The organism is Nocardiopsis flavescens, from assembly GCF_900141985.1.
Taxonomy (GTDB): Bacteria; Actinomycetota; Actinomycetes; order Streptosporangiales; family Streptosporangiaceae; genus Nocardiopsis; species Nocardiopsis flavescens.
Genome location: NZ_FQZK01000014.1, coordinates 15680 through 41538, shown reverse-complemented (window position 1 = coordinate 41538; position 25859 = coordinate 15680). Strand labels below are relative to the sequence as shown.

Below are 25859 nucleotides of genomic sequence, written 5' to 3'. Positions count from 1 at the left end.
GCCCCGTACCCGTCACCTCTGTGCGGGACTTTGCCCACGTGGGGCCGCAGAGGGATGTGATCCACCTCATAAGGGACATTTGGCTCTTCCCGCGGCTCGCAAACGTTGTTGTTCACGGCGCCTTCACGCCCGCTCCGCGTCCCGGAAACGGTGCCGTGCGAGGCCGGGCGGAGCACGCGGGCGCGCCCCGCCGGGGCGCCCGGTCAGCGGCGGTACCCTGGCGGGCCCGGGTATGCTGGACGGGCACTGTCCTCGCCCGAACGACCTTCGAGCCGGGTGGCCGCCCCGCGGCCGCAGGGGTCGACGGTGTTTCGGAGACGGGGGGCGCCACCGCGACCCGTACCAGGATTCCGTACCCGCGCACCCTACGGCGCCCCGTCGGCGTGGGACGGTAGAGCCGGATGATTGGTTGACGTGACAGACCTTGAGATGAATCCCCCCGTGACCGCTCCCGCGCGCAGACCGGACCCCATCCGGTCCTATGTGGCGATCGGTGACAGCATCACCGAGGGGATGGAGGACGACAGCGGTCCCGGGGGCCAGTACCGCGGTTTCGCGGACCGCCTCGCCGAGCACCTGGGCCAGGTGACCGCCGACTTCCGCTACGCCAACCTGGGTGTGCGCGGCCGCCGTATGAAGCACATCTTCGGCGAGCAGCTCGACCAGACCCTGGAGTGGAAGCCCGACCTGGTCACCGTGCTGGCGGGCGGCAACGACGTGCTCCGCCCCGGCACCCACCTGGACGACCTGGCGGAGGAGTTCGAACGGGGCATCCGCCGCCTGCGCGACGCGGGCATCCGCACCGTCATCCTCTCGGGCCACGACACCGGCTGGATCCCCGTGCTGCGCTACTACCGCGGCCGCATCGCCGTGTTCAGCATGCACATGCGCGCGATCGCCGAGCGCACCGGGACCGAGATCGTCGACATGTGGGCGCTCAACGCGCTCACCGACCCGCGCGCCTGGAGCGACGACCGGCTGCACCTCAACGGCACCGGCCACCAGATCGTGGCCGCCCGCATCGCCGACCTCCTGGGCTTTCCGATGGGGCCCCGCGAGTCCTGGGCCGACCCGTGGACCACACCGCCCCGGCAGCTGCCCGCCATCCTGCGCCGCCGCGAGAACCGCCGCTGGGCCCGCCAGCACCTCGTGCCCTGGCTGCGCCGCCGCGCCATGGGCCGCTCCTCCGGCGACGGCCTGCTGCCCAGGCGCCCCGACCTGGACTACCTCAACGACGAGCAGGACCGCGAGCGCATCGCCCGCGCCATCGCCGAGGGGCGCTCGCCGCTGCCCCGGCTGGAGGAGGCCGCCGAGCAGCCCACCAACAGCCCGTCCGGCGTCAAGGGTCCCGAGCCCCGGCACTGACCCCGTGCGCGCGAACGCCCCGTCCCGGCATCCGGGGCGGGGCGTCGTCGTTGCGCGGCGCGGGAGGGGCCGGGGCTCGGGACCAGCGGCGGGACGGACCCGGCGCGTTCGACGGCGAGAGCGCGGCCGCGGCCGGTGGCCGGGAGGGCGTCGGCCGACCCCCGCGGCCGGCTAGCTCCGGGACAGGGACTGGATGAGATCGCTGATGTGCACCATGCCCAGGCACTGGCCGTAGGCGTTGACCACCACGAGGTCGTCGTACACCCGCTCGGTGTCCTGGCCCGCGACGCGCAGCGCGGAGATCGCCGACATCCACGCCGGGACCGTGCGCGGCGACTCGGCGAGCCGGATCGCCGGGCGCTTGGCGTGCAGGGCGTGCCCGTAGCGGCCGGTCACCGACAGCAGGAACCGGGTCCGGTCGATCACCCCCACCGGGCGCTCCCGGTGGTCGATGAGGATCGCGCTGTTGAGGGCGGTGTCGTCGGTGAACGCCTCCAGCACCTGCTCGGTGGTGGTGTCGGCGTCGAAGCCCACCGGCGGGACCATGAACTCGGTGACCCGCGGCCCGTCGTCCGCCGCCTCGTCCCGCCCGGCGGTGGGCTCGGGAACGGGCGTCACCCGCCCCCCGGGCCGCCAGCCCGTCTCGGCGAAGAACGGGCCGGTGCCCACCTTGACCCCGCAGCGGCGCAGCCGCACCACGTCCTCGGCGGTGTCCACCCCCGCGGCCATGGCGTACACCCCGCTGCCGCGGCCGATCCGGGCCAGGCCCTCCACCACGGTGGCGTGCCGCTGGTCGGTGGCCACCCCGGACACGATGCCCGGGTCCATCCGCATCAGGAAGGGCGCCGCCTCGACCACCAGGTCGGGGCGGACCATCGCGGTGCCGAAACCGCACCGGAAGCCCGCGGTGCGCAGCCGGGCCACGCCCGACACCACGATCTTGCGGGGCAGGTCGGCCAGGTCGGCACCGAGCATGAAGGTGATGTCGCGCGGACGCCGCCCGGCCCGGCGCAGCAGGCTGTCGACCAGGTCGACGAACCCGTCGCGGGCCATCAGGGTCCGGGCGGGCAGGGGGAGGACCAGGGGCAGCAGGCTCTCGGTCCCGGCGGACTCGCGCACCAGGGCCAGCAGCCACTCCGCGATGGCCTCCAACTCCTGCGCGGGCATCTCCAGCGAGCCGCTCCGGGCGGCGGCCGGGGCCGGCGAGATGATCTCGACCGCGACGACCGCGCCCGAGTCCAGGTCGACGATCGGCTGGAAGTCCAGGGGCGGTCGGTCGGGACGGGGCGCTGGTCCGGCCGCTCGGGGAGCGGTCACCGTGGGAGCCCGGTGCGGGTGCGCAGTGGTCACCCCTCCATGGTGACGACACGTCCCGTGGACCTGAAGGTGTTTTCGCCGGTGTTCAGCTCGCCTTCACGGCCCGTTGGGGCCCCCGGGCACCTGTTCTTCATCTGTGACCGAGAAGGGCCCCGCCGTGACGGCGGGGCCCTTCGACGCGGCTTCGCGTATGCGCTGACCTGGTCAGGCGCGCCGGAACACCAGGGCGACGTTGTGGCCGCCGAACCCGAAGGACTCGTTGACCGCGGCGACGTCGCCGGAGGGCATGTCCCGGGGCTTGTCGCGGACGATGTCCACCGCCACGTCCGGGTCCAGCTCCTGGATGTTGATGGTCGGCGGGATGCGCCCGTCGTGCAGGGCCAGGACGGTGGCGATCGACTCCACCGCGCCGGCGCCGCCCAGCAGGTGGCCGGTCATGGACTTGGTGGAGGTGACCGCGACCCGGTCGGCGGCGGAGTCGCCCAGCGCCGAGCGGATGGCCCGCGTCTCGCCGACGTCGCCCGCCGGGGTGGACGTGGCGTGCGCGTTGACGTGCACGATGTCCGCCGGGGTGAGGTCGGCGTCGGTCAGCGCCTGGGTGATGGCGCGGGCCTGGCCCGCGCCCTCCGGGTCGGGCTGGACGATGTCGTAGGCGTCGTTGGTGTAGCCGACGCCGGACGCGTGGGCGTACACCCGGGCGCCGCGCTTGGCGGCGTGCTCGGCCGACTCCAGGATGACGATGCCGGCGCCCTCGCCCATGACGAAGCCGTCGCGGTCCTTGTCCCACGGCCGCGACGCCGTCGCCGGGTCGTCGTTGCGGGTGGACAGCGCGCGCATCGACGCGAACGAGGCGATGTTGAGCGGGTGGATCGCGGCCTCGGTGCCGCCCGCGATGACCACGTCGGCGCGGCCGGAGCGGATCATGTCGACGCCGTTGGCGATCGCCTCGGCGCTGGAGGCGCAGGCGCTGACCGGCACGTGCGAGCCGGCGCGGGCCGTGAACTCCAGGCTGATGGCCGCGGCCGGGCTGTTGGGCATGAGCATGGGCACGGTGAACGGGGAGACCCGCCGCCAGCCCCGCTCACGGAAGATGTCGTACTGCTCCAGGATGGTCAGGATGCCGCCGATACCGCTGGAGACGACCACGCCCAGGCGCAGCGGGTCCACCTCCGGGGTGCCGGCGTCGGTCCAGGCCTCCTGGGCGGCGATGAGCGCGAACTGCTGCGTGCGGTCCAGCCGCCGCAGCCGCGGCTTGGGGAGCTTCTCCGAGGGTTCCTGCGCGATGCGCCCGGCGAAGTGCACCGGAAGGCTCTCGTGCCACTCCTCGGGCAGCGAGGTGATGCCGGAACGGCCGTCGAGGAGCGCGGACCATGTGGTCGCGACGTCCCCCCCGAGCGGGGTGGTGGCGCCGAGGCCGGTGACGACGACATCGGTCTTTGCCATGATCCGATCGCCCTTCTCGTGGGTCGGTCCCGGCTGCGGGGCCGGGCGTGGCGAATGACTGGGGTGGTTCCGGCGGTGTGGGGCCGGACGGGCCGCCGGGTCGGGGTCGTGTGTCCCCGGCGACCCGGACGCGTCACTTCTGGATGAAGGTGATGACGTCCTGGACCGTCTTGAGGTCCTTCAGCTGCTCGTCGGGGATCTCCACGCCGAACTTGTCCTGGGCGGCGACGGCGATCTCCACCATGGACAGCGAGTCGATGTCGAGGTCGTCCACGAAGCTCTTCTCCGGGGTGACCTCGGAGGGCTCGGTGCCGACGATCTCCTCGATGATGACGCCGAGGCCTTCCAGGATCTCCTGCTCGGTGTGAGCCATGTCGTTGTTCTCCTTGCGTGTGTTCGTTGAACGGGGATGCGGTCCGGATGGCCGGCCGCGGGTCAGGGGATGCGGATCACCTGGGCGGCGTAGACCAGCCCCGCGCCGAAGCCCAGGGTGAGGACGGTGCTCCCCGAGGGGAGCTCCCCGCGTCCGATCATGCGCGAGAGCGCGAGCGGAATGGACGCGGAGGAGGTGTTGCCAGCGGTGACGATATCGCGGGCCACGAGCGCCTGGGGCGCGCCCAGCTTCTTGGCGATGGACTCGATGATCCGCAGGTTGGCCTGGTGCGGTACGAAGGCGGTGAGCTCCCCGGGGGCCACGCCCGCCCGCTCCAGGGCCTCCAGCGCGGTCTTGTACAGCTCGGTGGTGGTCCACCGGAAGACCGCCTGGCCCTCCTGCCAGAGGTACTTGTGGTCGCGCAGGTAGATCTTGTCGGCGCGCTCGCCGGAGGAGCCCCACACCACCGGGCCGATGGCGTTCTCCTCCGAGGCGGAGACCACCGCCGCGCCGGCGCCGTCGGCGAAGATCACACAGGTGGAGCGGTCGTCCCAGTCCACCCAGTCGGTGAGCTTCTCCGAGCCGATGACCAGCACGTTGCGGGAGCTGCCGGCGCGCACCATGTCCGACGCCACGCCCAGGGCGTAGCAGAAGCCGGCGCAGGCGGCGTTGAGGTCGAACGCGCCCGGGGCCACGATGCCCAGCCGGGCGGCGACCGTGGCCGCGGTGTTGGGGATCTGGTCCTGGGGGGTGCAGGTGGCCACGATGACCAGGTCGATGTCCTCGGGGGACAGCCCGCCGGCGGCCAGGGCCTTGCCGCCCGCGGCCACGGCCATGCTCGCCACGGAGTCCTCGGGACCGGCGACCCGCCGCTCCTTGATGCCCACGCGGCTCTGGATCCACTCGTCGCTGGTGTCGACCCGCTCCTCCAGGTCGGCGTTGGTGACGACCCGGGAGGGCTGGTACTCGCCGAAGGAACGGATCGCCGCGCCGCCGGGGACGCTCGGGGTGGGGAACATGGGGTCAGCCTTCCTGGTCGGTGCCCGCGGCGGAGGTCCCCGCGTGCTCCTTGATGAGGGCGCCCGCGCGCTCGATGTCCTCGGGCGTCTTGACCGCGAGGAGGTCGATGCCGCGAAGGGCGCGTTTGGCCAGGCCGGTGAGCGTGCCCGCGGGGGTCAGCTCGATGAGGGCGGTGACGCCCAGGTCCGCCAGGGTCCGCGTGCAGGCGTCCCAGCGCACCGGGGAGGAGATCTGCGAGACCAGCCGGTCCAGGTACTCCTTGCCGCTCCCGACCACGGCGCCGTCGGCGTTGGACAGGATGGGCACCACCGGGTCGGAGGGCGACAGGAGCCCGGCGGCGGCGCGCACGCGCTCCACGGCCGGGGCCATGTGCCCGGTGTGGAAGGCGCCCGCCACCGACAGGGGCCGCAGCCGCGCCTTCTCCGGCGGGTTCTCGGCGAACGCCGCGAGCTGCGCCGTGGTGCCGGCGGCGACGATCTGGCCCGAGCCGTTGTCGTTGGCCGGGGTGAGCCCGGCGGCGGCGACGGCCGCCAGCACCTGGTCGCGGTCGCCGCCCAGCACGGCGGTCATGCCGGTCTCGGTGCGGGCGGCGGCGTCGGCCATGCCCCGGCCGCGCTCGGCCACCAGGGACAGCGCGTCCTTGGGGGAGAGGATCCCGGCCACCGCCGCGGCGGTGAACTCGCCGACGCTGTGCCCGGCGACCGCGTCCACGTGGGAGGCCTCCGCCGGCAGGGCCGGGGAGGGCGACGTGAGCGGGCCCAGGACCTCGGAGGCCGCGATCAGGCCCGCGCCGACCAGCAGCGGCTGCGCGACGGCCGTGTCGCGGATCTCGTCGGCGTCCGCGGTGGTGCCGTAGCGCACCAGGTCGAGCCCGACGACCTCGGACCACGCGGCGAGCCGGTCGGCGACGCCGGGCAGTTCGAGCCACGGGGAGAGGAATCCGGGGACCTGGGCACCTTGGCCGGGAGCAACGATTACAAGCACGACATCCACCTTGCCCTGTAGGAGATCACCGGTTGGAGGGGGAGGCACACGAACTTCACTCGGGGGTGCTTGTGGGAACCCCACAAACCCGCGTCCCGCGCGCGTCCGCAAGCCCGCGGCCCGGTGAGAGGGGTCACCCTCCGACGTTACATCGCCGCACTCCGGGGGCCCTCCCGCGCCCTGCGGCGCACCTACAGGCCGGTGCGGCGGGGCGGGCCGCAGCCCCCGGGGACCGGGGATGCGAACCTAAGGGGGTGAACACCGATGAGAACGCCGGGACCGACGAGCAGGAGCGCGTCCGCGCCGAGACGGTCCGCCGCCTGGAGCGCTCCATGGGCACGCTGGGCACAGCCGCCGTCGCCCGCATGGAGGACCGCCTCGGCTGGTTCCGCCGTATGTCGGCCCAGGACCGCTCGTGGGTGGGCCTGGTCGCCCAGTCCGGCGTGGCGGCCTTCGTCGACTGGTTCCGCAACCCCGGGCGCGGCCGGCCCGCCATCACCGTCGAGGTCTTCGGCACCGCCCCGCGCGAGCTGACCCGGTCGGTCTCCCTCCAGCAGACCGTCGACATGATCCGCGTCGTCATCGACGTCGTCGAGGCCCAGGTCGACGAGCTGGCTGCGCCCGGCGGAGCCCAGCAGCTGCGCGAGGCCGTGCTGCGCTACACGCGCGAGGTCGCGTTCAGCTCCGCCAAGGTGTACGCGCGGGCCGCCGAGGCGCGCGGGGCCTGGGACGCGCGGCTGGAGGCGCTCATCGTCGACGCCCTGCTGCACGGGGACCGCGAGGACGGGCTCCAGACCTGGGGGTCGGCGCTGGGCTGGGGGCTCACCCCGGTGATCACCCTGGCCGGCGAGGTGAGCGAGGGCGACGACGAGCGCAAGGTCCTGGAGGACCTGCGCGCCGCCGCGCGCCGCCTGGGCCACGACGTCCTGGCCGGGGCGCAGGGCAGGCGCGTGGTCGTCGTGGTGGGTGTGGGCGAGCGCTACCCCGCCGAAGACCTCCCCGGCGCCGCCGCCGAACCCCTGGCCGGCCTGTTCGGCCCGGGGCCGGTGGTGGTCGGCCCGGTGGTGCCCGACCTGCGGTCGGCCGGCGCGTCGGCGCGGGCCGCCGTCAGCGGGCTGCGGGCCGCGGTGGCCTGGCCGGACGCGCCGCGCCCGGTGCCGGCCGCCGACCTGCTGCCCGAGCGGGCGCTCCAGGGGGACGCCGAGGCGCGCGCCCAGCTGGTGCGCGAGGTGTACCTGCCGCTGGCCGGGGCCGGGTCGCCGCTGCTGGACACCCTGTCGGTGTACTTGGAGCACGCGTCGTCGCTGGAGGCGACCGCCCGCATGCTCTTCGTCCACCCCAACACGGTGCGCTACCGGCTGAGCCGGATCGCCGAGCTGACCGGGCGCACCCCCTCCGACGGGCGGGGCTCGTTCGTGCTGCGCATCGCGGTCGCGCTGGGCCGACTCTCCGAGGCGTCCGACGGTTGACGTGGGATGTGTCATTCGTCCTCGACCCGCCCGGACACTGTCCAACGGGGAACCCGGGACGTAACCTGATCGTTAGTCCACCATGCGTGCGCCCTTATCCGAGTTTCACCTGCGCCGGGTATGTCTATTACTGCCCGTGTGCGCCCGGGGACCGCATGAAAAGGGATAGCTTTGTAACGGTGAAGCGCGAGGCCCGCTTGGTTTGAGGGCACTCCCGGGCGAGGGCTTTCGCGCGCCGTCGGGTCACGACGTTCTTGGGGGTCAACGCAGTGGTCGAGCGACCGAGGAAGTGGTCCCGGACCGATAATCCGGTGACCGAGTTCGTTCTCCAGCCGACGCAGGAGGGCGAGCTGCGCAGACGGGTGCTGTTCTGGGTGCCCGCACCGCTTCCCGTGGCCGGGCTGGTCGCCCTGATCGTGGGCGGCTCCCTGTCGGCCGCGGGATGGACGATCCTGCTGGCGACGAGCGTGGGCGTGGGCACTCTGCTGATGTCCCTCATCGTGCAGCCCACCCCGCTGCCCGAGGGGCTGGCCCCGCCGGTCTCTGCCCGCCGGGCGCTGCACCGGTTCCGGCAGTTCACCGGACTGCGCATCGCCCTGGCACTGACCACGATGGTGATCGGCGCCGCCGCGGCCCTGGTGGGGGGCGGGCTCTACCCGTTGATCGCGGCCCTGGTCCTCGGCCTGCCGCAGCTGCTGCTGGCGATGCCGACCTTCTTCACCATCACCCGGGCCCGCCGCGCCATGGAGGCGTGGGGCACCACCGCCTACCTGTGGCACGCGCTCTCCCGGCCGGCCAAGGTCACCTGGCCCGTCATCACCCCGGCCGCCAAGGCCTGGCGCTCCCGCCGGATCGAGCGCTCCCGCGAGTCCATGCGGCAGAAGCTCGTCGAGCGGGCCTGGCGCAGGGCCGTCCGCGAGGAGGCCGAGCCCGAGAGCCGCGAGGAGGCGGTGTCCGCCAACGAGCGCACCGACCTGCTCCGCCCGGTGGCCCCGCCGGCCGCGGGAGCGGACGAGCCCACCGACGTCGTCCCGCACCTGGGCTCGGACCGGGCCGCGCAGGCGGACGACGCGCCGCGGGAGACCGGGGACGCCGGGAACGGGCGGGACGAGGAGCCCACCGCCGTCCTGCCGCACCTGAACTCGGTCGAGCCCACCGCGGTGCTCCCGCACCTGGGCGGGGAGGCCGCCGCCGACGCGCAGGCGCCCGACGGCGGCTCCGAGGACGCCGCCGAGAAGAAGCGCGAGGCCTCCGGGCCGCGCGCCACCGTCAACCGCGCCGCCCGGCAGTTCATCGAGCGGGGCAGCGGAGCACTGGGCCTGGCGGTCCGCAAGAGCCGCCGCGGCCACTCCAGCACCCGGCCCCACCCGCGCAAGCCCTGACCGTCCCGGAGCCGGCCGCCCCGACCCCGCGGCCGCTCCGGGCCGGCCGCCCCCGCCCGTGCACGCCCCCGGTACGGGCCGCCACGGCCGGCTCCCGCCGTCCGGGGACCGCGGCGAAACGCGACCCGCCCGCCACCGACGGCGCGGGCGGGTCGGCGGACGCCCCCGGAGCGGCGCCCGGATTCCCGCGGGCCGCCAGGTCACACGTCCACGGCGGACCGTACTTCGGGCAGGGCCTCGGGCCCGCCCTCCGCCACGTGGTACCAGCTCGCCCGCGCCGTGCGTCCCGCGAAGGCGACCTCGCCGATGGTGTTGCCGAAGTACAGCCCCGACGACAGCCGCCAGCGCAGCGGCGAGGGCGGCACCCGCGCCAGCCAGGTCATGATCCGCCCCGCCAGGTGCACCGGCGCGCTCGCCGACAGCCGCGCCATCCGGCGGAAGTTCGCCGGGAGCCGGTTGCACAGCGGTGAGGAGACCAGTTGGAGGATGGTCGAGCCGTCCCCGCCCACGTCCCGGTGGCGGACCGGGGCGGTGTAGGAGAAGTGGACGTCCCCGCTGAGCAGCAGCACCGACGCCGGCGCGGGGCCGCGCTCGCCGCTCGCCACCCGGCCCACCGCGTCCGCCAGCCGCCCGAACGAGTACCGGAAGGCGCCCCAGTGCTCCAGGTCCAGGGCCTGGCGCAGCCGCTCGGCGGGTCCGCGCAGCCACCCGCCCCAGGCGCCCGCGCACACCGCCTCGTTCCACGCCTCCAGGTGGTGGACCGCGGGCGGCAGCAGCACCGGCACCGTCGAGGCCACCACCACGTGGTCGGGGCCTCCGGTCAGGTTCTCGTCCAGCCAGGCGTGCCCGCCCGGCCCCAGGATGGACCGGGAGCCGTCCGAGGGGTCGCCCTCGCCCAGGGCGCGCCCGCACCGGGTGTCGAGCATCAGCACCCGCACCCCGCCCAGGTCGTGGCGGTGGCTCCAGCGGTAGGACTCCGGCTCCTCGTGCGCCCGCAGGGCGAACGCGTCCACCTCGTCCCCGGCGTCGAGCCGTGCCTCGCGCACCCGCGCCCACAGCGGGTCCTTGTCCCGATCGGCGGGGGAGAGGTTGCCCAGGTGCTGGTACACCCAGTAGGCGCCCAGCCCCGCCGTGACCCGGGTGCGCCACCAGGGGCGGCCGTCCATCTCCCGGCGCCAGGCCGCGGAGGTGTTCCAGTCGTCGCGGATGTCGTGGTCGTCGAACACCATCAGGGTCGGCACCGTCGACAGCAGCCAGCGCACCTGCGGATCGCTCCACGCCCGCCGGTACAGCTCCGCGTACTCGTCGAAGTGCACGACCTCGCCGTCGGGGCCCTCCCCCCCGCTCTCCCGCCGGTGGTCGCGCAGGAACGCCCGCATCGGCTCCTGGATCTCGTCGGCGTAGACCTGGTCGCCGATGAGGAGCATCACCAGGTTGTCGCGCACCGGCTCGCGGGCCAGCCGCCGGGCCGTGGCGCGCAGCAGGTCCGGGCCGTAGCGGACCACGCCCTCCGGGGTGTCACCGGTGGGGGTGCGGCACGACCCGTACAGCAGCCGGGTCGGCGCGTCCGGGTCCAGGGTGCGCAGCGTGCTCGGCGGGAACGCCGAGTCCGGTTCCGGCCACACGCGCTCCTCGTCCAGGAACACCTCGTAGGGCGGTGCCGAGCCCGGCTCCAGGCCGACGACCTCGCACACCGCGTAGTGGTGGCCGTGCACGGTGAACGTGTCCGCGACCGCCGTCACACCGCCCTGCGCCGCCACCCGGACGCGGCCGGGCGCGGACGCCTGGACCCACACCGTGGCGGATGTCGGGCCGACGTGCCGCAGCACGGGCCCCAGCGGTAAAGAGGCGGTCACCGTTCTCCCTCGTTTCGGCCGGGTCGACGCACGTAGTGGACGAGTATGGCCCCTCCCGGACCGTATCGCCATCCACAGGCCGAAAACGGGATGGTTGCACGAGAGCCCCACCTGCGCGAAGGTGGCGCTATGCGGACACAGATCCTGGAGTTGCACACCGGCGGATCGGAGAGCATCACCGACATCACCCGCCAGTGCGACGAGTTCGTCGCCCAGAGCGGCGGCGACGGCCTGCTCAACGTCTTCGTTCCGCACTCCACCGCGGGTGTGGCGATCATCGAACTCGGCGCGGGCTCCGACGACGACCTCCTGGCCAACCTCGACGACCTGCTGCCCGCCGACGACCGGTGGCGGCACGAGCACGGGTCACGGGGACACGGCAGGTCCCACGTCATGCCGGCCTACATCGCGCCCCAGACCACCGTTCCGGTGTTCTCGGGCCGGCTCGGGCTGGGAACATGGCAGTCGATCGCGGTGGTCGACCTCAACGTGGACAACCCGGACCGCACGGTCCGGCTGTCGTTCCTGTCCTCGGGGTGAGCCGCCGGGGCGCCCCGGCGCCGGGAACACGTTGACGGACGGGACCGCTAGCGTGTGAACTAGGCCATCAGCGATGGTCGCGGACGCACGTGACGGGCGGCGGAAAAGGCCCGGCATCGTTGTGACAACTGCTTCGTGCAGGCAAGATTGAGAAAAACCATCTGTGGAGGAGAACTTTCGTGAGCGCGACCGCGGGCCAGGCACAGAGCGAGCGTGACTTGGCTGACCGACTCGGATTCAAGCCGGGTCAGGTGGTGCAGGAATTCGGGTTCGACGACGACGTCGACGAGGGCCTGCGCGCATCCATCGCCGAGCTCACCGGTGAGGAGCTGGTCGACGAGGATTACGACGGCGACGTCGATGCGGCGCTGCTGTGGTGGCGATCCGACGAGGAGGACGACCTGACCGACGCCCTCGTCGACGTGGTGACCACCATCGCGGACGGCGGCACGATCCTGGTCCTGACCCCCAAAGCGGGCCGTGAACTGCACGTGTCCCCCAGCGACGTCGCCGAGGCGGCCAGCACCTCCGGTCTGTCGCAGACCAGTGCTGTGAGCGTCGGGGCGGACTGGTCGGGAACGCGCCTGGTCGTGCCCAAGCGGTGACGGACGTCACCCGTACGGGGTGAGGAATCCGGTGCCGCGCGTCCCGCCTGCGGGCGCGCGGCGCTGAGGGACGCCCGCACACGACCGAACGAACGAGTACATGACGGCCATCACCCCGGGGGACCGCGCCCCCGACTTCACCCTCCAGGACCAGTACGGGCGGGACACCGCACTGTCCGCGCTGCGCGGCCGGCCGGTCCTGGCGGTGTTCTACCCGCTGGCGTTCTCCGGGGTCTGCTCCGGGGAGCTGGCCGAGCTCGGCGCCCGCCACGCGGAACTCGCCGAGCTGGGCACCGTCCTGGCCGTCTCGGTCGACTCGGTCTTCGCCCTGCGCACCTGGTCGGACCGGGAGGGGTTCCCCTTCGCCCTGCTGTCGGACTTCTGGCCGCACGGTGCCGTCGCCGACGCGTACGGGGTCTTCGACCCTGTCCGCGGCACCGCCCGCCGGGGCACCTTCCTCATCGACGCCGCGGGCGTCGTCCGCTGGAGCACCCTCGCCCCGATCTCGGAGCCCCGCGACACGGACGCCTACCTGGAGCACCTGCGCGCGCTGGCGTGAACCCGGGGCCGGGGAAATCCCCGCGCGGGCCGCCGCCCCGAAGCGGTATGATCGCCTGCGACGCAAGGGCGCGTAGCTCAGCTGGTCAGAGCAATTGCCTTACAAGCAATAGGTCAGGGGTTCGAGTCCCTTCGCGCCCACTCCATTCTCGGACGACCCTGTTCGGCGGCCTTCGGCCGCTTCGCGGGGTCGTTTCGTCATTCCTGCCGGGGGGAGACCCCCCGAACCCCCCGAGGTACCCCCCCTGTGGTCGGGGTCGCGCTGATCGGCGGGGTGGGCGGAGCGATCTCTTACAACGCGGGGCTTCGCCCCGGGGGTTGTCGTTGGGTTGCCCAGGGTCCACTCCATTCTCGGACGACCCTGTTCGGCGGCCTTCGGCCGCCTCGCGGGGTCGTCTTGTCGTCTCTTCTGGAGGAAACGCGTGATTGCTCTGGCGCGACGGCCTCACCTGTAGCGCATCGCGGCCTCTGCTCGCTTGGTGAAGTCGGCGGGAGAGATGATGCCCCGCCCCTTCCACCCCTTCGGGCGCCCCAGGACGAGCAGGTCACTGTCGTTGCTGACGATCAGAGATGCATCGGTGAATGCGGCCAGATCGAGGATCAGATTGTCCTCGGGGTCTTCACAGTCATATTGCGTCTGTGGAACGTCGCTGTAGTAGCCGCCTCCGGACAGCTCAGCCAGGTCGCAGATGAGATCGATGTAGGTGTCCACATCCGATTCCCTCCACCCTGTCTCGATCAGCCTGTGGTCGACCATGGCGAGGATGTGCTCACTGACCTCCAAGGAATAGCCGCGCCCCAGGATCCCTCCGTCGCGTATGACTCCGAGGACGTGCAGGCTCGGTGCACCCGGCGGGGAGGAAGTGAGGGTGTGCCGTCGAACTCCAGCGGATCACCGAGAACCGTCAGGTTGTCACCGCTGACGGCGTCGATGTAGACGTTGGCGTCCAGGACGACACCGAGCAGGGAACCTCCGTCGTTCACTTGCGCCGGCTTCTCGCCTTGCGGCGTACCCGCTCCAGGGACGCTTTCTTCTGCTCGGGAGTGGCGGCCCGCCGGCTCTCCTTTGCGCCGTCCTCGGCCGCGGTACCCCTGTCGGAGGAATCCATCGTCCGGGCGACGTGGTCGAGCCCGGTTTCTACACTTTCGGCGAGTCGCGTTCGATGCTCCGCCAACGCGAGCACGTCCGCGGTCAGCAGCCGCCAGTGCGTGCCCACACGTGTCGCGGCCAGGTCGCCGCGCTCGATGAAGCGGTACACCATGGGCCGGGACACGCCGAGCAGCTCGGCCGCCTGCTGCGGGCTGAGCATCACGTCGTGGCTGATGACGGAGACGCGTTGGCCGTTCGCCCTGGCGAGGCCGATCGCCAGGAGGGCCCGCAGTTCTTCCGCGTCGAGGTGGTACTCCGCTCCACCGGGGAGCCTCAGCGCCACCTGTGCCGTGTCGCTGAGGATGCGGCTGACGGCTGCCCGGGTGGCTTCCCTCTGCTCTTCCGACGTCGGCGGAGCGATCTCCTCCACCACTCTGTTCAGTGCTGTGGCCATCTCACCCTCCTGATTAACTGTAATAAGTGTAACCTCCTGGCGCCGTCAGGGCAGGGGGAACCGGCAGAGAGCCGCTGCTCGGGCACAGACCGGAAACCTGGTGGACGACACCGGATCCGCTTCGCGGACCGGAGGTTCCAGCGCATCGGCACACGGTGGCGCTTGAGGAGGGCACTCACCGTTCGGCGGTCGACGTCGAAGTGTTCACCCGGCTTGTAGACGCTCGGGACTGCCTGGTAGGCGGCACTCGGCTCCTCGGCCTCGTGGCGCGTGAGGCGTTCTGCCGTGCCCGTCTTCTCAGTGGTCCTCTTGCGTTCGGTGAGTGGTGCCGCGGGCTACCACCGCGCTCTCGTGCGAACCGGCTCGTGCGGGAACGCGCTCGCGGGGGTGTTGCGGGCCGTCTGCCGGGGGTGACTTCTCCACTCCAGGGAGCCGTGCGGGTCGGCGGGGCCCTTGTGCGCAAGGCGGGGCTTCGGCTCGCGGGTCGCCCGGGGCGGCGGGTGCGGCCGTGGCGGGCACAGGCTGCCGGGCATGCGGATGCCGCACCCGGGGCTGCGGGTCACCGGCCTGGAGAGCTCGCTCGCGTTCTACGCCGCGCTCGGGTACCTGGAGGTCGGGCGCGTGCCGCGGACCCGGTTCGGGAGCCCGACCGTGCTGCGGCTGCCCGACGGCCCGTTCGTGAGCCTCGAACCCGTGCACGACCCCGGCCGGCCGGTCCGGGACACCGGGGCGGTGAACCACCCCGTCGTCCAGGCGGACGACCTCGACGCCCTGGTCGCCCGCCTCGCCGCGGGGGGCGTGGCGGCCGGGCCCCCGGTGGACTCCGGGCCGGGGACGCGCACGGCGCGGGTCACCGGCCCCGACGGCCACCGCATCGAGCCGGTGCGGTGGCCGCCCGGCCACCCCGCCGGGATGACGGAGGCCGACTTCGCCTGACCGGGAGCGGCCCGGGGGACCGCGTCCCCCGGGCCGCCCCGCCGGCCGCCCCGGTCAGCCGGTGACGGTCCAGGTGCCGCGGCGGTGGTTGCGGGCGCCGCCGTCGGGGTCGTAGCCCCCCTCGACGTTGCCCGCGACGTCCACCGCGAACCAGTGGACGGTCGTCGTCTCCTCGATGGTCAGGGTCTCCAGCGCACTGCGCACGCCCGACGCCTCCAGCCTGGGGGAGTCGAAGTCCGGCCGGCTGCCGTCCAGCGTGTAGTAGATCTCGGCGGGCTCGTTGGCCTCGAAGGCGACCTCCACCGGGCCGGGGTGCGCCCCCGCGCGCGGGGAGGCGGCCGAGCGCGGCCTGTACCGGTCCCGCTGGTGCTCCAGGGCCACCTCCAGCATCGTGTACAGGCCGTTGGCGTACTCCATGCCCTGGGCGTGCGCCTCGTCCCACGGCGGCTGGAACCCCGCCTGGCCGAGCTCGAAGTTCCAGGCGAAGATGCCGTTCTCGTACCAGAGGTGGTCGCCGGAGTTGCCCGCCGCGGAGTACAGCACGTCGATGATCGGGCCGGTGCGGGCCGGGGTCACCACGGTGCCGCGGTGCTCCTTGATCGCGCCGAGGATGCTCGCCGACGACTGCCAGAAGTAGGCCTCCTGCATGGCGGTGGGCCGGGGGGTGGGGACCCGCCCCTGGGCGATGTACGCGCCCGGGGACCACATGAAGTAGTCGCCCGAGGAGTGGATGTTCATGGAGAAGCCGATGTTGTCGTGGGTGTCGACCAGCCACACCAGGTTCCGGTTCTCCGGCTGCGACAGCGGGCCCAGCTCCTCGGGTCCGGCGAAGGAGCCGCCCGTGCAGCTGAAGGAGGCGCCGGAGTAGCCGTCCCACAGCGTGTAGGCGCCGTAGTTGCGGTTGTTGTCCACGCCCCACTGCGCGCCCTGCTCCACGGCCCACTGGTCGCGGGGGCCGTCGTCGGGGCAGTAGTTGGTCATGTTCTTGCGGTGCAGCGGCACGTCGTGGAACGAGTAGTTCGCGCCGTCGGGGTTGAACGAGGGCATCAGGAAGATGTCCAGTTCGTCCACCAGCTCGGTGGTGGTGTCGTGGATGCCGTAGTTGCGCACCAGGCGCTCGGCGGTCTCGATGGTCACCAGCGGCGTCTGCCACTCCCGGGCGTGCTCCTGGGCGTAGCCCAGCACGCCGGTCTTGGAGCCGTCCCGGGTGGCGCCGATGCGCAGCGCGTAGACCGGTGCCGGCTCGCGGGACACGTCGTCGGGGGCGTCGAGGAAGTCGTCGGCCCGCACCCGCTCGGGCAGCACCACGCCGTTCCCGGCATCGCCCCGGTACGTGAACGCCCGGACCAGGTCGCCGGCCCCGGCGTTGACCGCGGCCACCGCCTCCGCCGCGGTCGTGGTGACCGCGCCGCCGCCGTCGGTGGCCAGGGAGACGGCGACGGTGCCGCCCGCCACGTCCACCGACAGCGCGGAGTCGGGGGCGCCCGGGTCGAGGAGGTCCACGACGATGTCGTTGCCGCCCTCGTGCCCGTACGCGAGGGACTCCACGACCACCCCGCGGTCCGCGTTCCGGCCGTCCACCCCCACGCCCAGGATCGCCTGGGCGTGGCGCCGGTAGCCGTTGGTGCGGTGCGGCAGCTCGATCACCTCGGCGATGTCCGGGTACTCCTGGGCGATCTGGTGGATCCGGTCGTACAGCTCGCCCGGCGTCATGTACGCGTTGAGGAAGTCGGTGTAGGGCAGCGGGTCCCCGGGGCCGCGGGGGTCGGGCAGCCACTCGGTGACCTCCGCCACGGCGGTGCCGCCGTGCGGGCTCGTCACCCGGATGCGCTCGGGCCGCTCCTGCACGGGGGCCTGGCCCCGGTGGTACATGTACACGCCCACGTCCACGAAGCGGCCCAGGCTCTGCGCGCCCCCGTCGCCGATCTCCGTTCCGGGGCCGGCGTCGCGCTCCACGGTCAGCTGGAAGTTCTCGGCCTGCCCGAAGTCCGAGCGGACCTCCACGGACAGGAACGCGCCGTTGCGGCCCTCGAAGTAGTCCGCGCGCAGGACCTCCAGCCCGTCGGTGCCGGCCAGCGTCCGCGCCGTGTCGTGGGGCCCGTTCTCGGCCCGGAGCCGCGCGATGGCCTCCTCGCGCTCCTCGATGCGCTCCTCGGCGTCGGCCTCGGTGTAGAGCACCTCGCCGAAGGTGAACCCGGCGTCGCCGTAGGCCTCCAGGTCGAAGGGGGAGACCACCGCTTGCGCCACGAACCCGTCGCCGTCCGCCGGGTCCAGCCGGGCGATGTCGCCGCCCAGGTCCACGAGCCGGTCGAGTGCGTCGCGGTCCTCCAGGAGGACCTCCACCACCGACGGCCCGTCGAGGTCGGGCACCGCCGCCGCGGGCTCGGCCGCCGCGGGCACCGCGGCCGGCAGCAGCAGCGCGAGCGCCGCCCCCGCCGCGGTTCCGGCGCGGCGCGCACGCCGCGGTCCGCTCCATGTCACGTATCCCATCCCGGTCCTTCTCACTCGGCGCGGGGCGGGCGGGTGGCCCGCCGTCCGCGGCAGGGGCGCCGCCGCCGTTCGGGCGGGGCGGACGGGCACGCTCGGACCGGCCGCGGGACCACGGGCAGCACTCACACCGGGGGGCTCACTCGGTGACGGGGGGACTGCGGGTGTCGGGGAAGGGGGATGGGGGGGAGGCGCCGGGGTGGACGGCGCGGCCGCCGTCGCGCACCCGAATCTGGCTGTGGGTCAGAGGCTGCCCCGGTGCGGCGGCCGCGTCAAGGACGGTAGAGCGGGAAATGTGAAAGAAGGGCCGCCGGGTGTCGGGTCAGCGGCGGGCGCCCGCGCGGTACCGCGTCGGGGTGACCCCCAGGCTCCGCCGGAAGACGCGGCGCGCGTGGTCGGGGTCGGACCAGCCCGCGAGCCGCGCCGTCACGGCGACGGGGTCGTCCGTCGTCCGCAGCAGGTGCGCCATGCGCTCGGTGCGGACCGTGGCCAGGTACGCCATCGGTCCGCAGCCGAACGCGTCCGCGAACACCCGCCCGAGCTGGGACGGGGACAGGTGCACCCGCCGGGCCAGGCCGTCCAGCGTCCAGGGCTCGGCCGGGTCCTGCCTGAGCAGGGCCGCGGCGCCGCGCGCCTCCGTCCGCAGCGACGCCAGGTGCCCCGGCGGCGGGCCCGCGACCCGGGACCGGCGCCCCCGCCCCCGCGGGGCGAACGACGCGGCCCCGACGAAGGGGCGCACCAGGTCCAGCACGGTGAAGAGGAGCGCCTGCGCACGGTAGAAGCGGGAGGGGGCCGGCTCCCCGGCGCCCAGCCCGGCCAGCTCCTCCAGCGGCGGGAAGACCAGCGCGGCCGTCGCCGCGTCCAGGGTGAGCACCCGCGCGGGGCGGACGTAGACCGCGTCGAGGATGTCGTGCGCCTCCTCCCGGCCGCCCAGCCACGGGCGGTGCTGCCAGTACAGCTGGTCCAGCACGAAGTCGCGGTCCAGGGCCACGGTCACGACCTCGACTGCGGGGTCCGGCTCCCAGCCGCACAGGGTGTGCGCGCCCAGCATGACGACGCCGCCCCGCTCCACCCGCCGCTCCCCGAACCCGCCCAGGAGCACGGCCGCGCCCGAGCGCACGAAGGCGAGGGTGATCCGTTCCGAGGCGGTCGGCCGCACCGGCGCGGTCATGGTCCCGGCCTCGACGGACACCGGTGCCGGCGCGCTCTCCGGGGCCGCCGCCCGCGGCGGCCCGCCGCCGGACGGGCCGCGCCCGGGCCGCCCGTCCCGTGTTCCCCGCTCACCGTGCCGCACGGGACGAGCATAGGCGCGGCCCGCCGCGGGGCGCTCAGGGCCCGGTCCGCTCCCGCAGCAGTGCGGCGAGCAGGTCGGGCCGCTGGAGGGGGATGCCGTGACCGCACCCCTCGACGACCGTCAGGGTGCTGCCGGGCAGGGCCGCGTGGAGCGCGCGGGCGGAGGCCGCCATGACCGCGCGCTCGCGGGCGCCGACCAGGACGTCGGCCCGCCCGGGGAACCGCGCCCACCCCGTGGGCGGGGTGAAGCGGATGTTCTCGCCGACGACGGTGGTGAGGGTCCGCCGGGAGATCCCCGCCGAGGTGCGGAGGTAGTCCGCCACCAGGTGCTCCGGCACGAACAGCTCCCGGGCCTGGAGCCGGGCGAACCGCGGGCTGCGCGCGAGCCCCGCCGCGGCGCCGACCAGCGCCACGGTCAGCGAGGGCAGCGGGGTGGGCACCGCCTGCGCGCTCACCACCACGGCGCGCCCGACGAGGTCGGGCCGCGCCGCGGCCAGCAGCACCGCGAGCTGGGCGCCGAGGGAGAAGCCGAGGACCGTCGCGGTGCCGTCCGCCCGCTCCGCCTCCAGCAGGCCGGCCAGCTCCCGCGCGGTGTCCGCGTGCGAGAGGTAGGGCCCGCCGGAGCCGTGGTCGTGGCCGGGGAGGTCGGGGACGACGAGCCGGAACCCGTCCCCGAGCCGATCCCGCAGCGGTTCCCACATCCATCCGGCGACGCCGCCGCCGTGCAGGAGCAGCACCGCCGGGGCCCCGTGCGGCCCGAACGTCCTGACGTGCACTGCCAAGCCTCCCTCCGCCCGGGCGCCGGCGGTCCCGGCGCCTCCGACGCATTCTGGCCCCGGCCGTGCCGGCGGGGCACCGGAACGGCGCCCCCGCGCGGGGATCCGGCGGTTCCGTGCGGAGATCCCCCGGTTCCGCGTCCGCCCGGCGCTGCCGGGCCGCCCCCGGACGCGCGGCGCCCCGGCCCGGCGGGCCCGCCCGGACACGGTCTCCTTGTTCACACCGGGTGTCCGGCCCCCGCTCCGGGAACCGCGCTCGCGGGCGGGCCGGTTCCCGCCCGGTCGGCGACACGGCGGTCGCGGCCTCCCCGGCGCGCCGGGGCGCCCCGACCGCCGCTCGAAGCGCCCTCCCCGGACGCGGGAGGGGCCCGGCGCCGTGCGACGCACGGCCCCGGGCCCCTCACCGGCGCGGGTCAGCGCTTGAGGCCGTGCTCGATGGCCTCGATGATCCGCGGCCGCAGCTCGGCGGCGCCGATGATGGCGTCCACCGACCCGACCTCGACCGCGCGCTGGATGCTGTGCACCCGGTCGAACTCCGCGGCGACCTCGCCCAGCTTCTCGGCCCGCACGGAGGAGCGGACCTCGGCCAGGCGGGTGTTGAGTTCGGCCCGCTCGGCGCCGCTGGTCTCGGCCACCCGGTTCTGCAGCTCCACCACGCGCGGGTCGCGCGCCGTGCGGTTGTCCACCTCGCCGGAGAACACCACGGCCGCCGCCGGGGCGCCGCCCAGCACCGACGCGAACGAGCCCTCCAGGGCCAGCACCGTCATGTTCGGGTTGAGCGCCTTGGAGAACACCACGAACGCGCCGCCGTGGTACCGGGAGACCACGCAGAACACGATCGGGCCGTCGAAGTTGACGATCGCCCGGCCGATCTCCGCGCCGTACTCCAGCTGGAGCGCGCGCATCGACTCCGGGGAGCCGTCGAACCCGGACAGGTTCGCCAGCACCACCAGCGGCCGGTTGCCCGACGCCGTGTTGATCGCGCGGGCCACCTTCTTGGACGACTTGGGGAACAGGGTGCCGGCGGTGTAGGTGTCCGGGCCGTCCGCGGGCGGGAAGCCGCGCCGCGGCACCGCCCGCGACTCGACGCCCACCAGGCAGACCGGGTGTCCGCCCAGGTGCACGTCCTGCACCACCGCCGTGTCGGCGTCGGCCATGCCCGCCCAGCGCTCCAGCGCCGGGTGGTCCAGGTCGGACAGGGCGCGCATCACCGTGCGGATGTCGAAGGGCTTCTTGCGGTCCGGGTTGTGCTCGGAGGAGAAGATCTCGCCGACGGTGGCGAAGTCGCTGCCCTCGACGCGGTGCGGGTAGTCGGACACGTCGCGGTCGACGGGGTCCCCGGTCCGCGCCCGGCGGGGGGAGTCCTCGCCCGCGGCGACGTAGGTGTGGTCGTAGTGCGCCATCAGCACGTCGCGGGCGGCGCCCAGGTCGGGTGCCCAGTACTGGGCCTGGCCGTTGGGGCCCATCACCCGGTCGTGGCCGCCGATGCCGAAGTTGTCCTCGGCGGAGACGCCTCCGGAGAAGTCCAGGGACTGCTTGCCGGTGAGCACCATCGCCGAGTCCGGCGTCATCACCAGGATGCCCTTGGTGTGCATGAGCATCGTCGCCTCGGCGTTCCAGTACGGCTGCGCGCCGACGTTGATGCCCGCGACCACGATGTTGACCTCGTGCCCGGCCTGGGTGAACTCGACGATGCGCCGGAGCGCGGCCGCCACCCAGTCCATGTTCTCGGTGCCGGAGGACATGGAGATCCGCGCGCCCGCGGACAGGGCGAACCACTCCAGCGGTACGCCCATCCGCTCGGCCAGGTCCAGGGCGGCGATCACCCGCGAGCACTCGGGCTCCGACAGGGCGCCCAGGGCCTTGGTCGGGTCGCCGAACAGCACCACCCGGGTGACGCCCTGCGGGTGCAGCGCGGTCGGCGTGCTGACGACGCCGGCCACCAGCGCAGCGGTGTTGCCGCCCCGGGGGCGGTCCACCGGGACCAGGGCGCCGTTCCCGTCGAGGTCGTGCTCCACGAACGAGCCCTCGGGCCCGGCGAGCATGCCGGTCAGCTCGTAGGGGTAGACGGTGCCGCGGCGGGCCGCGCGCAGCACCTTCTGGCGGTAGTCGTCCAGGACCGGGACCGGCTCCGTCGAGGGCCGGTCGATGTGGACCCGCGGACCCTGGGCGGGGTCGAGGGTGATCCGCACGGCGACCTCGGTCAGCTCGCCCCCGGCGTTGCGCTGGCGGGCCACGAACTGGACCTCCTCCAGCCCCGCGCCCTCGGTGGTGGGCAGGATGCGCTGCACCAGGGTGTCGAGCTCCTCGACGTTGAGCTCGTTCGAGGGCCAGACGTACATGAGGATGCGGTTGGTGTCGAACCGCTTGTTGTGCGGACGCCGGGCCTGGACGTTCCGGATGGCCTCCAGGCAGCCGCTGAGGGTGTCCTCCACGGCGGGCAGCGCGATGAGCCTGCCCTCGGAGTCGCGCAGCGGGGTGAGGTCGCGGACCTGGCTGAGGGCGATGAGCCGCTCGTCGGCCGGGTTGCTGCGGGCCTGGGCCCGGAACAGGTAGATCTCCTCGTCGGCGGAGGGCAGCCGGGTGAGGTCGAACTCCTGGAGCCGCTGGAGCTGGAGCCGCCGGGCCAGCTGCGGGTGCAGGCCGCGGATGAGCCGGTCCTCGACCGGGCCGCCCGCGGAGGGGCGGAACGTGAAGTGGTGGTGCATCACGGTGCCGCCGGCGCCGGCCACGGTGGTGGTGATCCGGCGCACGGCCCCCGGGAGCTCCCGGGCGGACAGCAGCTCGCCCAGGCGCACCGCCATGGCGTCCGCGTCCGGCTGGTCCTCCCAGCGGATGTAGAGGTCGGCGACCAGCCCGCGCCCGGGCGCGCCGTCCGCGGCGGCGGCGACGGCGTCCAGCGCCGCGGGCAGGGCGGAGATGTCCACCGCCGTCGTGAACAGCCGGGAGGTGCCCCGGGCGTCGGCGTGGTCGGCGGTGACCGTGCGGCAGCCCGCCACGTCCCCGACGGCGACCGCGGACAGGCCGCGGTTGCCGTAGTAGCGGCGGGTCAGCACCTCCAGCAGCGGAGCGTGGTCGCGGCCGGGCCGCCCGATCCGCTGCCCGATGAGCCGGACCAGCGGCTCGGAGCCGGCGACCATGGCCTGGATGCGCTCGGCGCGGTCCGGCGCGTCGGGGTTGTGGTCCAGGTGGCGCAGGTCGTCGCGGACCGCCGCGTACACCCTGGCGCGGTTGCGGCGCAGCAGCGGCTGGGTGAACCAGCGGAACACGGCGCCGCGGGCCAGGTCGGACACGGCGGGGAAGCGTACCTGGGTGGCGGCCACCAGCTGCTCCAGGGCGAGCCCGGTGCGCTCGGCCAGGGACTGGGCGGGCATGAACCCGGACAGCCAGGCGCGCAGCAGCCCGGACACGGCCTCCACGTGCAGGCCCATCCGCTGCTGGGCGAGGAAGATCCGGAAGACCGCGTCCTCCAGCTCGGGGGTGCGGTCCAGGTCGGTCACGCCGTAGCGGGCCAGGACGTCGGAGAGCCGGGCCCGGAAGGCCGGGGTGATCCCGGAGCGCTCCGCGTCCAGGCTCTGGAGGTACCCGTGGAAGAGCTCGCGGGGGCTGTGCACCTGGGCGTCCTGCTCGGCGTCCGACGCCCCGGCGGGCCGGTTGCGGCTCAGCTCGGACAGGTCGGAGAACAGCGCGACCAGCTCCAGCTCGCCCTCGGAGGGGCGGTCGCCCAGCTCGGCGCGCGCCGACAGGTAGTCCGCCAGCACCCGGTCGACCGCGGCGCGGTCGAAGTCGTAGCCCAGCAGCGCGGCGCGCAGGTCCCGCAGACCGCGCTCGGCCCGCTGCGCGGCGGTGGGGGCCGCCGCCTCGGCGGGCAGGTCGATCTCGACGGCGGCGGCGGTCTCCTGCTCGGCGTCGGCGCCCTCGTCGGCCAGCGGCTCCAGGCGCATCAGCGGGGCGCCGGTCTCGACCTGGCCGCCCACGGACACCGGGCACTCGCGGACGCGGGCGCGGAACGGCGCGCGCAGCACCGTCTCCATCTTCATGCTCTCCAGGACCAGGATCGGGGCGCCCGCCTCGACCTCGTCGCCGACCGCCAGCGGGGTGGCGACCACCAGGGCGGGGGCGGGGGAGCGGACCACGCCGCCCTCGTCGAGGCTGATCCGGTGGGTGACGCCGTCGATCTCCACCAGGTGGACCGGGCCGTGCACGGCCGAGACCATCCGGTAGCGGTGGCCGTTGACCGTGATCCGGCCGCTGTAGGCGTCGAACCGCTCGACCGAGACGTCGGCGGGGTGGACCTCGCCGCCGCCGGAGACGCCGACGCGGAAGCGGTCCGGGCCGGTCCGGGCGACGTGCACCCGGTAGCCGACCCCGCGGAGCTTGAGGTCCAGCGGGCGGCCCGGGTCGTGCTGCACCTGCGGGCGTCCGCCGTGCGCGGTGGACAGCAGGCGGCGGCGGCTCACCTCCTCGGCGTCCAGGTAGGCGCCGATGGCCGCCGCGGCCAGCGCCACCGCGGAGTGCCGGTGGTCGACCAGCCGGCCCTGGGCGCGCACGCGGTCGATCCAGCCGGTATCGGCGGTCGCCTGGACGACCTCGGGCTGCTCCAGGAGTTCGAGCACGAAGCCCTTGTTGGTGGCCCCGCCCTCGATGACGACGGTGGTCTCGGCCATCGCGCGGCGCAGCCGGGCCAGCGCCTGCTCGCGGTCGCTGCCGTAGGCGATGACCTTGGCGATCATCGAGTCGAAGTCCGCGGGGATCTCGTCGCCCTCGCGCACGCCGGTGTCGACGCGGATGCCGGGGCCGACGGGGAAGCGCAGGTGGGTGATGCGGCCGGGGGAGGGGGCGAAGTCGCGGTCGGGGTCCTCGGCGTTGAGGCGGGCCTCGACGGCGTGGCCCTCCTCGCGGGGCTGGGGGCCCTCCAGGCGGCCGCCGGAGGCCACGTGCAGCTGGAGCCGGACGAGGTCGGTGTCGGTGGTGACCTCGGTGATGGGGTGCTCCACCTGGAGGCGGGTGTTGACCTCCAGGAACGCGAACAGCCTCTCCCCGGGGTGGTAGAGGAACTCCACGGTGCAGGCGCCGCGGTAGCCGACGGCCACGGCGAGGCGCTCGGCGGAGGACTTGAGGTCGGCGACCTGGTCGGCGTCCAGGACGGGGGAGGAGGACTCCTCGATGATCTTCTGGTTGCGGCGCTGCACGGAGCAGTCGCGCACGCCCAGCGCCCAGGCGGTGCCCTGGCCGTCGGCGATGACCTGGACCTCGACGTGGCGGGCGCCGGTGACCAAGCGCTCCAGGAAGACGACGCCGGAGCCGAAGGCGCGCAGCGCCTCCTGGCCGGTGCGCTCGTAGGCCTCGGCCAGCTCCTCGCCGGAGGACACCATGCGGATGCCGCGCCCGCCGCCGCCCGCGGTGGCCTTGAGCATCAGCGGGTAGCCGATCTCCTCGCCCGCGCGCAGCGCGTCCTCCAGGGTGGCGACCTCGCCGCGGCTCCACGGCGCGACCGGGACGCCGACCTCCTCGGCGATCAGCTTGGCGCCGATCTTGTCGCCCAGGCGGCGCATCGCGTCCCCGCTGGGGCCGATGAAGGTGACGCCGATCTTCTCGCACAGCTCGGCGAAGGCGGGGTCCTCGGCGACGAAGCCCCAGCCCACCCAGGCGGCGTCGGCGCCGGTCTCGACCAGGGCGCGCTCCAGGACGGCGTGGTCGAGGTAGGGGCGGGCGGCGGCCGGGCCCAGGGAGTGGGCGATGTCCGCCTCGCGCACGAAGGTGGCGTTGCGGTCGGCGTCGGTGTAGAGGGCGACCGTTTCGATCCGGGCCCCCGTTTCGGCGGAGAGTTCCCGGACGGCGTGGATGAGCCGCATCGCGGCCTCTCCACGGTTGACGATGGCGACACGACCGAACACCGGCCGACCTCCCC

At 74.1% G+C, this 25859-nt stretch carries 19 protein-coding genes and 1 tRNA gene; 8 read left to right on the top strand and 12 right to left on the bottom strand.

Features of this window, described 5'->3' with window-relative positions:
- The first annotated feature begins 429 nt into the window (after positions 1-429).
- Positions 430-1365 (top strand): SGNH/GDSL hydrolase family protein, encoded by a 936-nt coding sequence (locus tag BUE45_RS21135; protein ID WP_178378605.1) that lies wholly within the window; start codon positions 430-432, stop codon positions 1363-1365.
- 171 nt (positions 1366-1536) lie between these two features.
- Here the strand turns inward: BUE45_RS21135 and BUE45_RS21130 are convergent, their stop codons facing one another.
- The 5 genes from BUE45_RS21130 to BUE45_RS21110 all read right to left on the bottom strand — a co-directional run bounded on the left by BUE45_RS21130 (position 1537) and on the right by BUE45_RS21110 (position 6502).
- Positions 1537-2715, bottom strand: a complete 1179-nt coding sequence (locus BUE45_RS21130; protein ID WP_378657815.1) for an EAL domain-containing protein — start codon at positions 2713-2715, stop codon at positions 1537-1539.
- A 171-nt stretch (positions 2716-2886) separates the two neighbouring features.
- Positions 2887-4125 carry a beta-ketoacyl-ACP synthase II gene (gene fabF / locus BUE45_RS21125; RefSeq protein ID WP_073381122.1) on the bottom strand — a complete coding sequence of 413 codons (1239 nt, stop codon included), beginning with the start codon at positions 4123-4125 and terminating at the stop codon, positions 2887-2889.
- 133 nt (positions 4126-4258) lie between these two features.
- Positions 4259-4498, bottom strand: a complete 240-nt coding sequence (locus tag BUE45_RS21120) for an acyl carrier protein (protein WP_073381121.1) — start codon at positions 4496-4498, stop codon at positions 4259-4261.
- A gap of 62 nt (positions 4499-4560) precedes the next feature.
- The gene (locus BUE45_RS21115) at positions 4561-5517 is read right to left on the bottom strand and encodes a beta-ketoacyl-ACP synthase III (protein WP_073381120.1); all 957 of its coding nucleotides are present in this window, start codon (positions 5515-5517) and stop codon (positions 4561-4563) included.
- 4 nt (positions 5518-5521) lie between these two features.
- The gene (locus BUE45_RS21110) at positions 5522-6502 is read right to left on the bottom strand and encodes an ACP S-malonyltransferase (protein ID WP_073381119.1); all 981 of its coding nucleotides are present in this window, start codon (positions 6500-6502) and stop codon (positions 5522-5524) included.
- Between the two features lie 254 nt (positions 6503-6756).
- Between BUE45_RS21110 and BUE45_RS21105 the strand changes: the two genes are divergently transcribed.
- On the top strand, positions 6757-7971 hold the full coding sequence (locus tag BUE45_RS21105; protein WP_073381118.1) for a PucR family transcriptional regulator: 1215 nt from the start codon (positions 6757-6759) through the stop codon (positions 7969-7971).
- 311 nt (positions 7972-8282) lie between these two features.
- Positions 8283-9353 (top strand): hypothetical protein, encoded by a 1071-nt coding sequence (locus tag BUE45_RS21100; protein ID WP_073381117.1) that lies wholly within the window; start codon positions 8283-8285, stop codon positions 9351-9353.
- 200 nt (positions 9354-9553) lie between these two features.
- Here the strand turns inward: BUE45_RS21100 and BUE45_RS21095 are convergent, their stop codons facing one another.
- Entirely contained in the window at positions 9554-11209 is a 1656-nt protein-coding gene (locus BUE45_RS21095) for an alkaline phosphatase D family protein (RefSeq protein WP_073381116.1), read from the bottom strand.
- A gap of 129 nt (positions 11210-11338) precedes the next feature.
- On the opposite strand from BUE45_RS21095, the gene BUE45_RS21090 reads away from it, so the two are divergent.
- From BUE45_RS21090 to BUE45_RS21075, 4 genes are all read left to right on the top strand, one after another.
- Positions 11339-11749 (top strand): secondary thiamine-phosphate synthase enzyme YjbQ, encoded by a 411-nt coding sequence (locus BUE45_RS21090; RefSeq protein ID WP_073381115.1) that lies wholly within the window; start codon positions 11339-11341, stop codon positions 11747-11749.
- A gap of 179 nt (positions 11750-11928) precedes the next feature.
- Positions 11929-12354 (top strand): DUF3052 domain-containing protein, encoded by a 426-nt coding sequence (locus BUE45_RS21085; protein ID WP_073381114.1) that lies wholly within the window; start codon positions 11929-11931, stop codon positions 12352-12354.
- Between the two features lie 100 nt (positions 12355-12454).
- Positions 12455-12913, top strand: coding sequence for a peroxiredoxin (locus BUE45_RS21080; protein ID WP_073381113.1), 459 nt, complete (start codon positions 12455-12457; stop codon positions 12911-12913).
- A gap of 66 nt (positions 12914-12979) precedes the next feature.
- Positions 12980-13053, top strand: a tRNA-Val gene (locus tag BUE45_RS21075).
- Between the two features lie 304 nt (positions 13054-13357).
- Here the strand turns inward: BUE45_RS21075 and BUE45_RS21070 are convergent.
- Together BUE45_RS21070 and BUE45_RS21065 are read right to left on the bottom strand one after the other, a co-directional pair.
- Positions 13358-13624, bottom strand: coding sequence for a hypothetical protein (locus BUE45_RS21070; RefSeq protein ID WP_143173434.1), 267 nt, complete (start codon positions 13622-13624; stop codon positions 13358-13360).
- Between the two features lie 268 nt (positions 13625-13892).
- Entirely contained in the window at positions 13893-14456 is a 564-nt protein-coding gene (locus BUE45_RS21065) for a helix-turn-helix domain-containing protein (RefSeq protein ID WP_073381111.1), read from the bottom strand.
- Positions 14457-14987: 531 nt separating this feature from the next.
- On the opposite strand from BUE45_RS21065, the gene BUE45_RS21060 reads away from it, so the two are divergent.
- Positions 14988-15392 (top strand): VOC family protein, encoded by a 405-nt coding sequence (locus BUE45_RS21060; RefSeq protein WP_073381110.1) that lies wholly within the window; start codon positions 14988-14990, stop codon positions 15390-15392.
- 54 nt (positions 15393-15446) lie between these two features.
- On the opposite strand, the gene BUE45_RS21055 is transcribed toward BUE45_RS21060, so the two are convergent.
- The 4 genes from BUE45_RS21055 to BUE45_RS21040 all read right to left on the bottom strand — a co-directional run bounded on the left by BUE45_RS21055 (position 15447) and on the right by BUE45_RS21040 (position 25845).
- Positions 15447-17882, bottom strand: coding sequence for a M14 family metallopeptidase (locus BUE45_RS21055; RefSeq protein ID WP_073381109.1), 2436 nt, complete (start codon positions 17880-17882; stop codon positions 15447-15449).
- Between the two features lie 319 nt (positions 17883-18201).
- Positions 18202-19050 carry a helix-turn-helix domain-containing protein gene (locus BUE45_RS21050; protein ID WP_073381211.1) on the bottom strand — a complete coding sequence of 283 codons (849 nt, stop codon included), beginning with the start codon at positions 19048-19050 and terminating at the stop codon, positions 18202-18204.
- A 157-nt stretch (positions 19051-19207) separates the two neighbouring features.
- Positions 19208-19948, bottom strand: coding sequence for an alpha/beta fold hydrolase (locus BUE45_RS21045; protein ID WP_073381108.1), 741 nt, complete (start codon positions 19946-19948; stop codon positions 19208-19210).
- 413 nt (positions 19949-20361) lie between these two features.
- Entirely contained in the window at positions 20362-25845 is a 5484-nt protein-coding gene (locus BUE45_RS21040) for an ATP-binding protein (RefSeq protein WP_073381107.1), read from the bottom strand.
- Between the last annotated feature and the right edge of the window lie 14 nt (positions 25846-25859).

What these genes read in the sequence shown, in the direction of transcription:
- BUE45_RS21135 (WP_178378605.1), top strand. Translation starts at nt 430, where the DNA reads ATGAATCCCCCCGTGACCGCTCCCGCGCGCAGACCGGACCCCATCCGG.
- fabF (WP_073381122.1), bottom strand. Translation starts at nt 4,125, where the DNA reads ATGGCAAAGACCGATGTCGTCGTCACCGGCCTCGGCGCCACCACCCCG.
- BUE45_RS21120 (WP_073381121.1), bottom strand. Translation starts at nt 4,498, where the DNA reads ATGGCTCACACCGAGCAGGAGATCCTGGAAGGCCTCGGCGTCATCATC.
- BUE45_RS21115 (WP_073381120.1), bottom strand. Translation starts at nt 5,517, where the DNA reads ATGTTCCCCACCCCGAGCGTCCCCGGCGGCGCGGCGATCCGTTCCTTC.
- BUE45_RS21090 (WP_073381115.1), top strand. Translation starts at nt 11,339, where the DNA reads ATGCGGACACAGATCCTGGAGTTGCACACCGGCGGATCGGAGAGCATC.
- BUE45_RS21080 (WP_073381113.1), top strand. Translation starts at nt 12,455, where the DNA reads ATGACGGCCATCACCCCGGGGGACCGCGCCCCCGACTTCACCCTCCAG.
- BUE45_RS21065 (WP_073381111.1), bottom strand. Translation starts at nt 14,456, where the DNA reads ATGGCCACAGCACTGAACAGAGTGGTGGAGGAGATCGCTCCGCCGACG.
- BUE45_RS21060 (WP_073381110.1), top strand. Translation starts at nt 14,988, where the DNA reads ATGCGGATGCCGCACCCGGGGCTGCGGGTCACCGGCCTGGAGAGCTCG.
- BUE45_RS21055 (WP_073381109.1), bottom strand. Translation starts at nt 17,882, where the DNA reads ATGGGATACGTGACATGGAGCGGACCGCGGCGTGCGCGCCGCGCCGGA.
- BUE45_RS21050 (WP_073381211.1), bottom strand. Translation starts at nt 19,050, where the DNA reads ATGACCGCGCCGGTGCGGCCGACCGCCTCGGAACGGATCACCCTCGCC.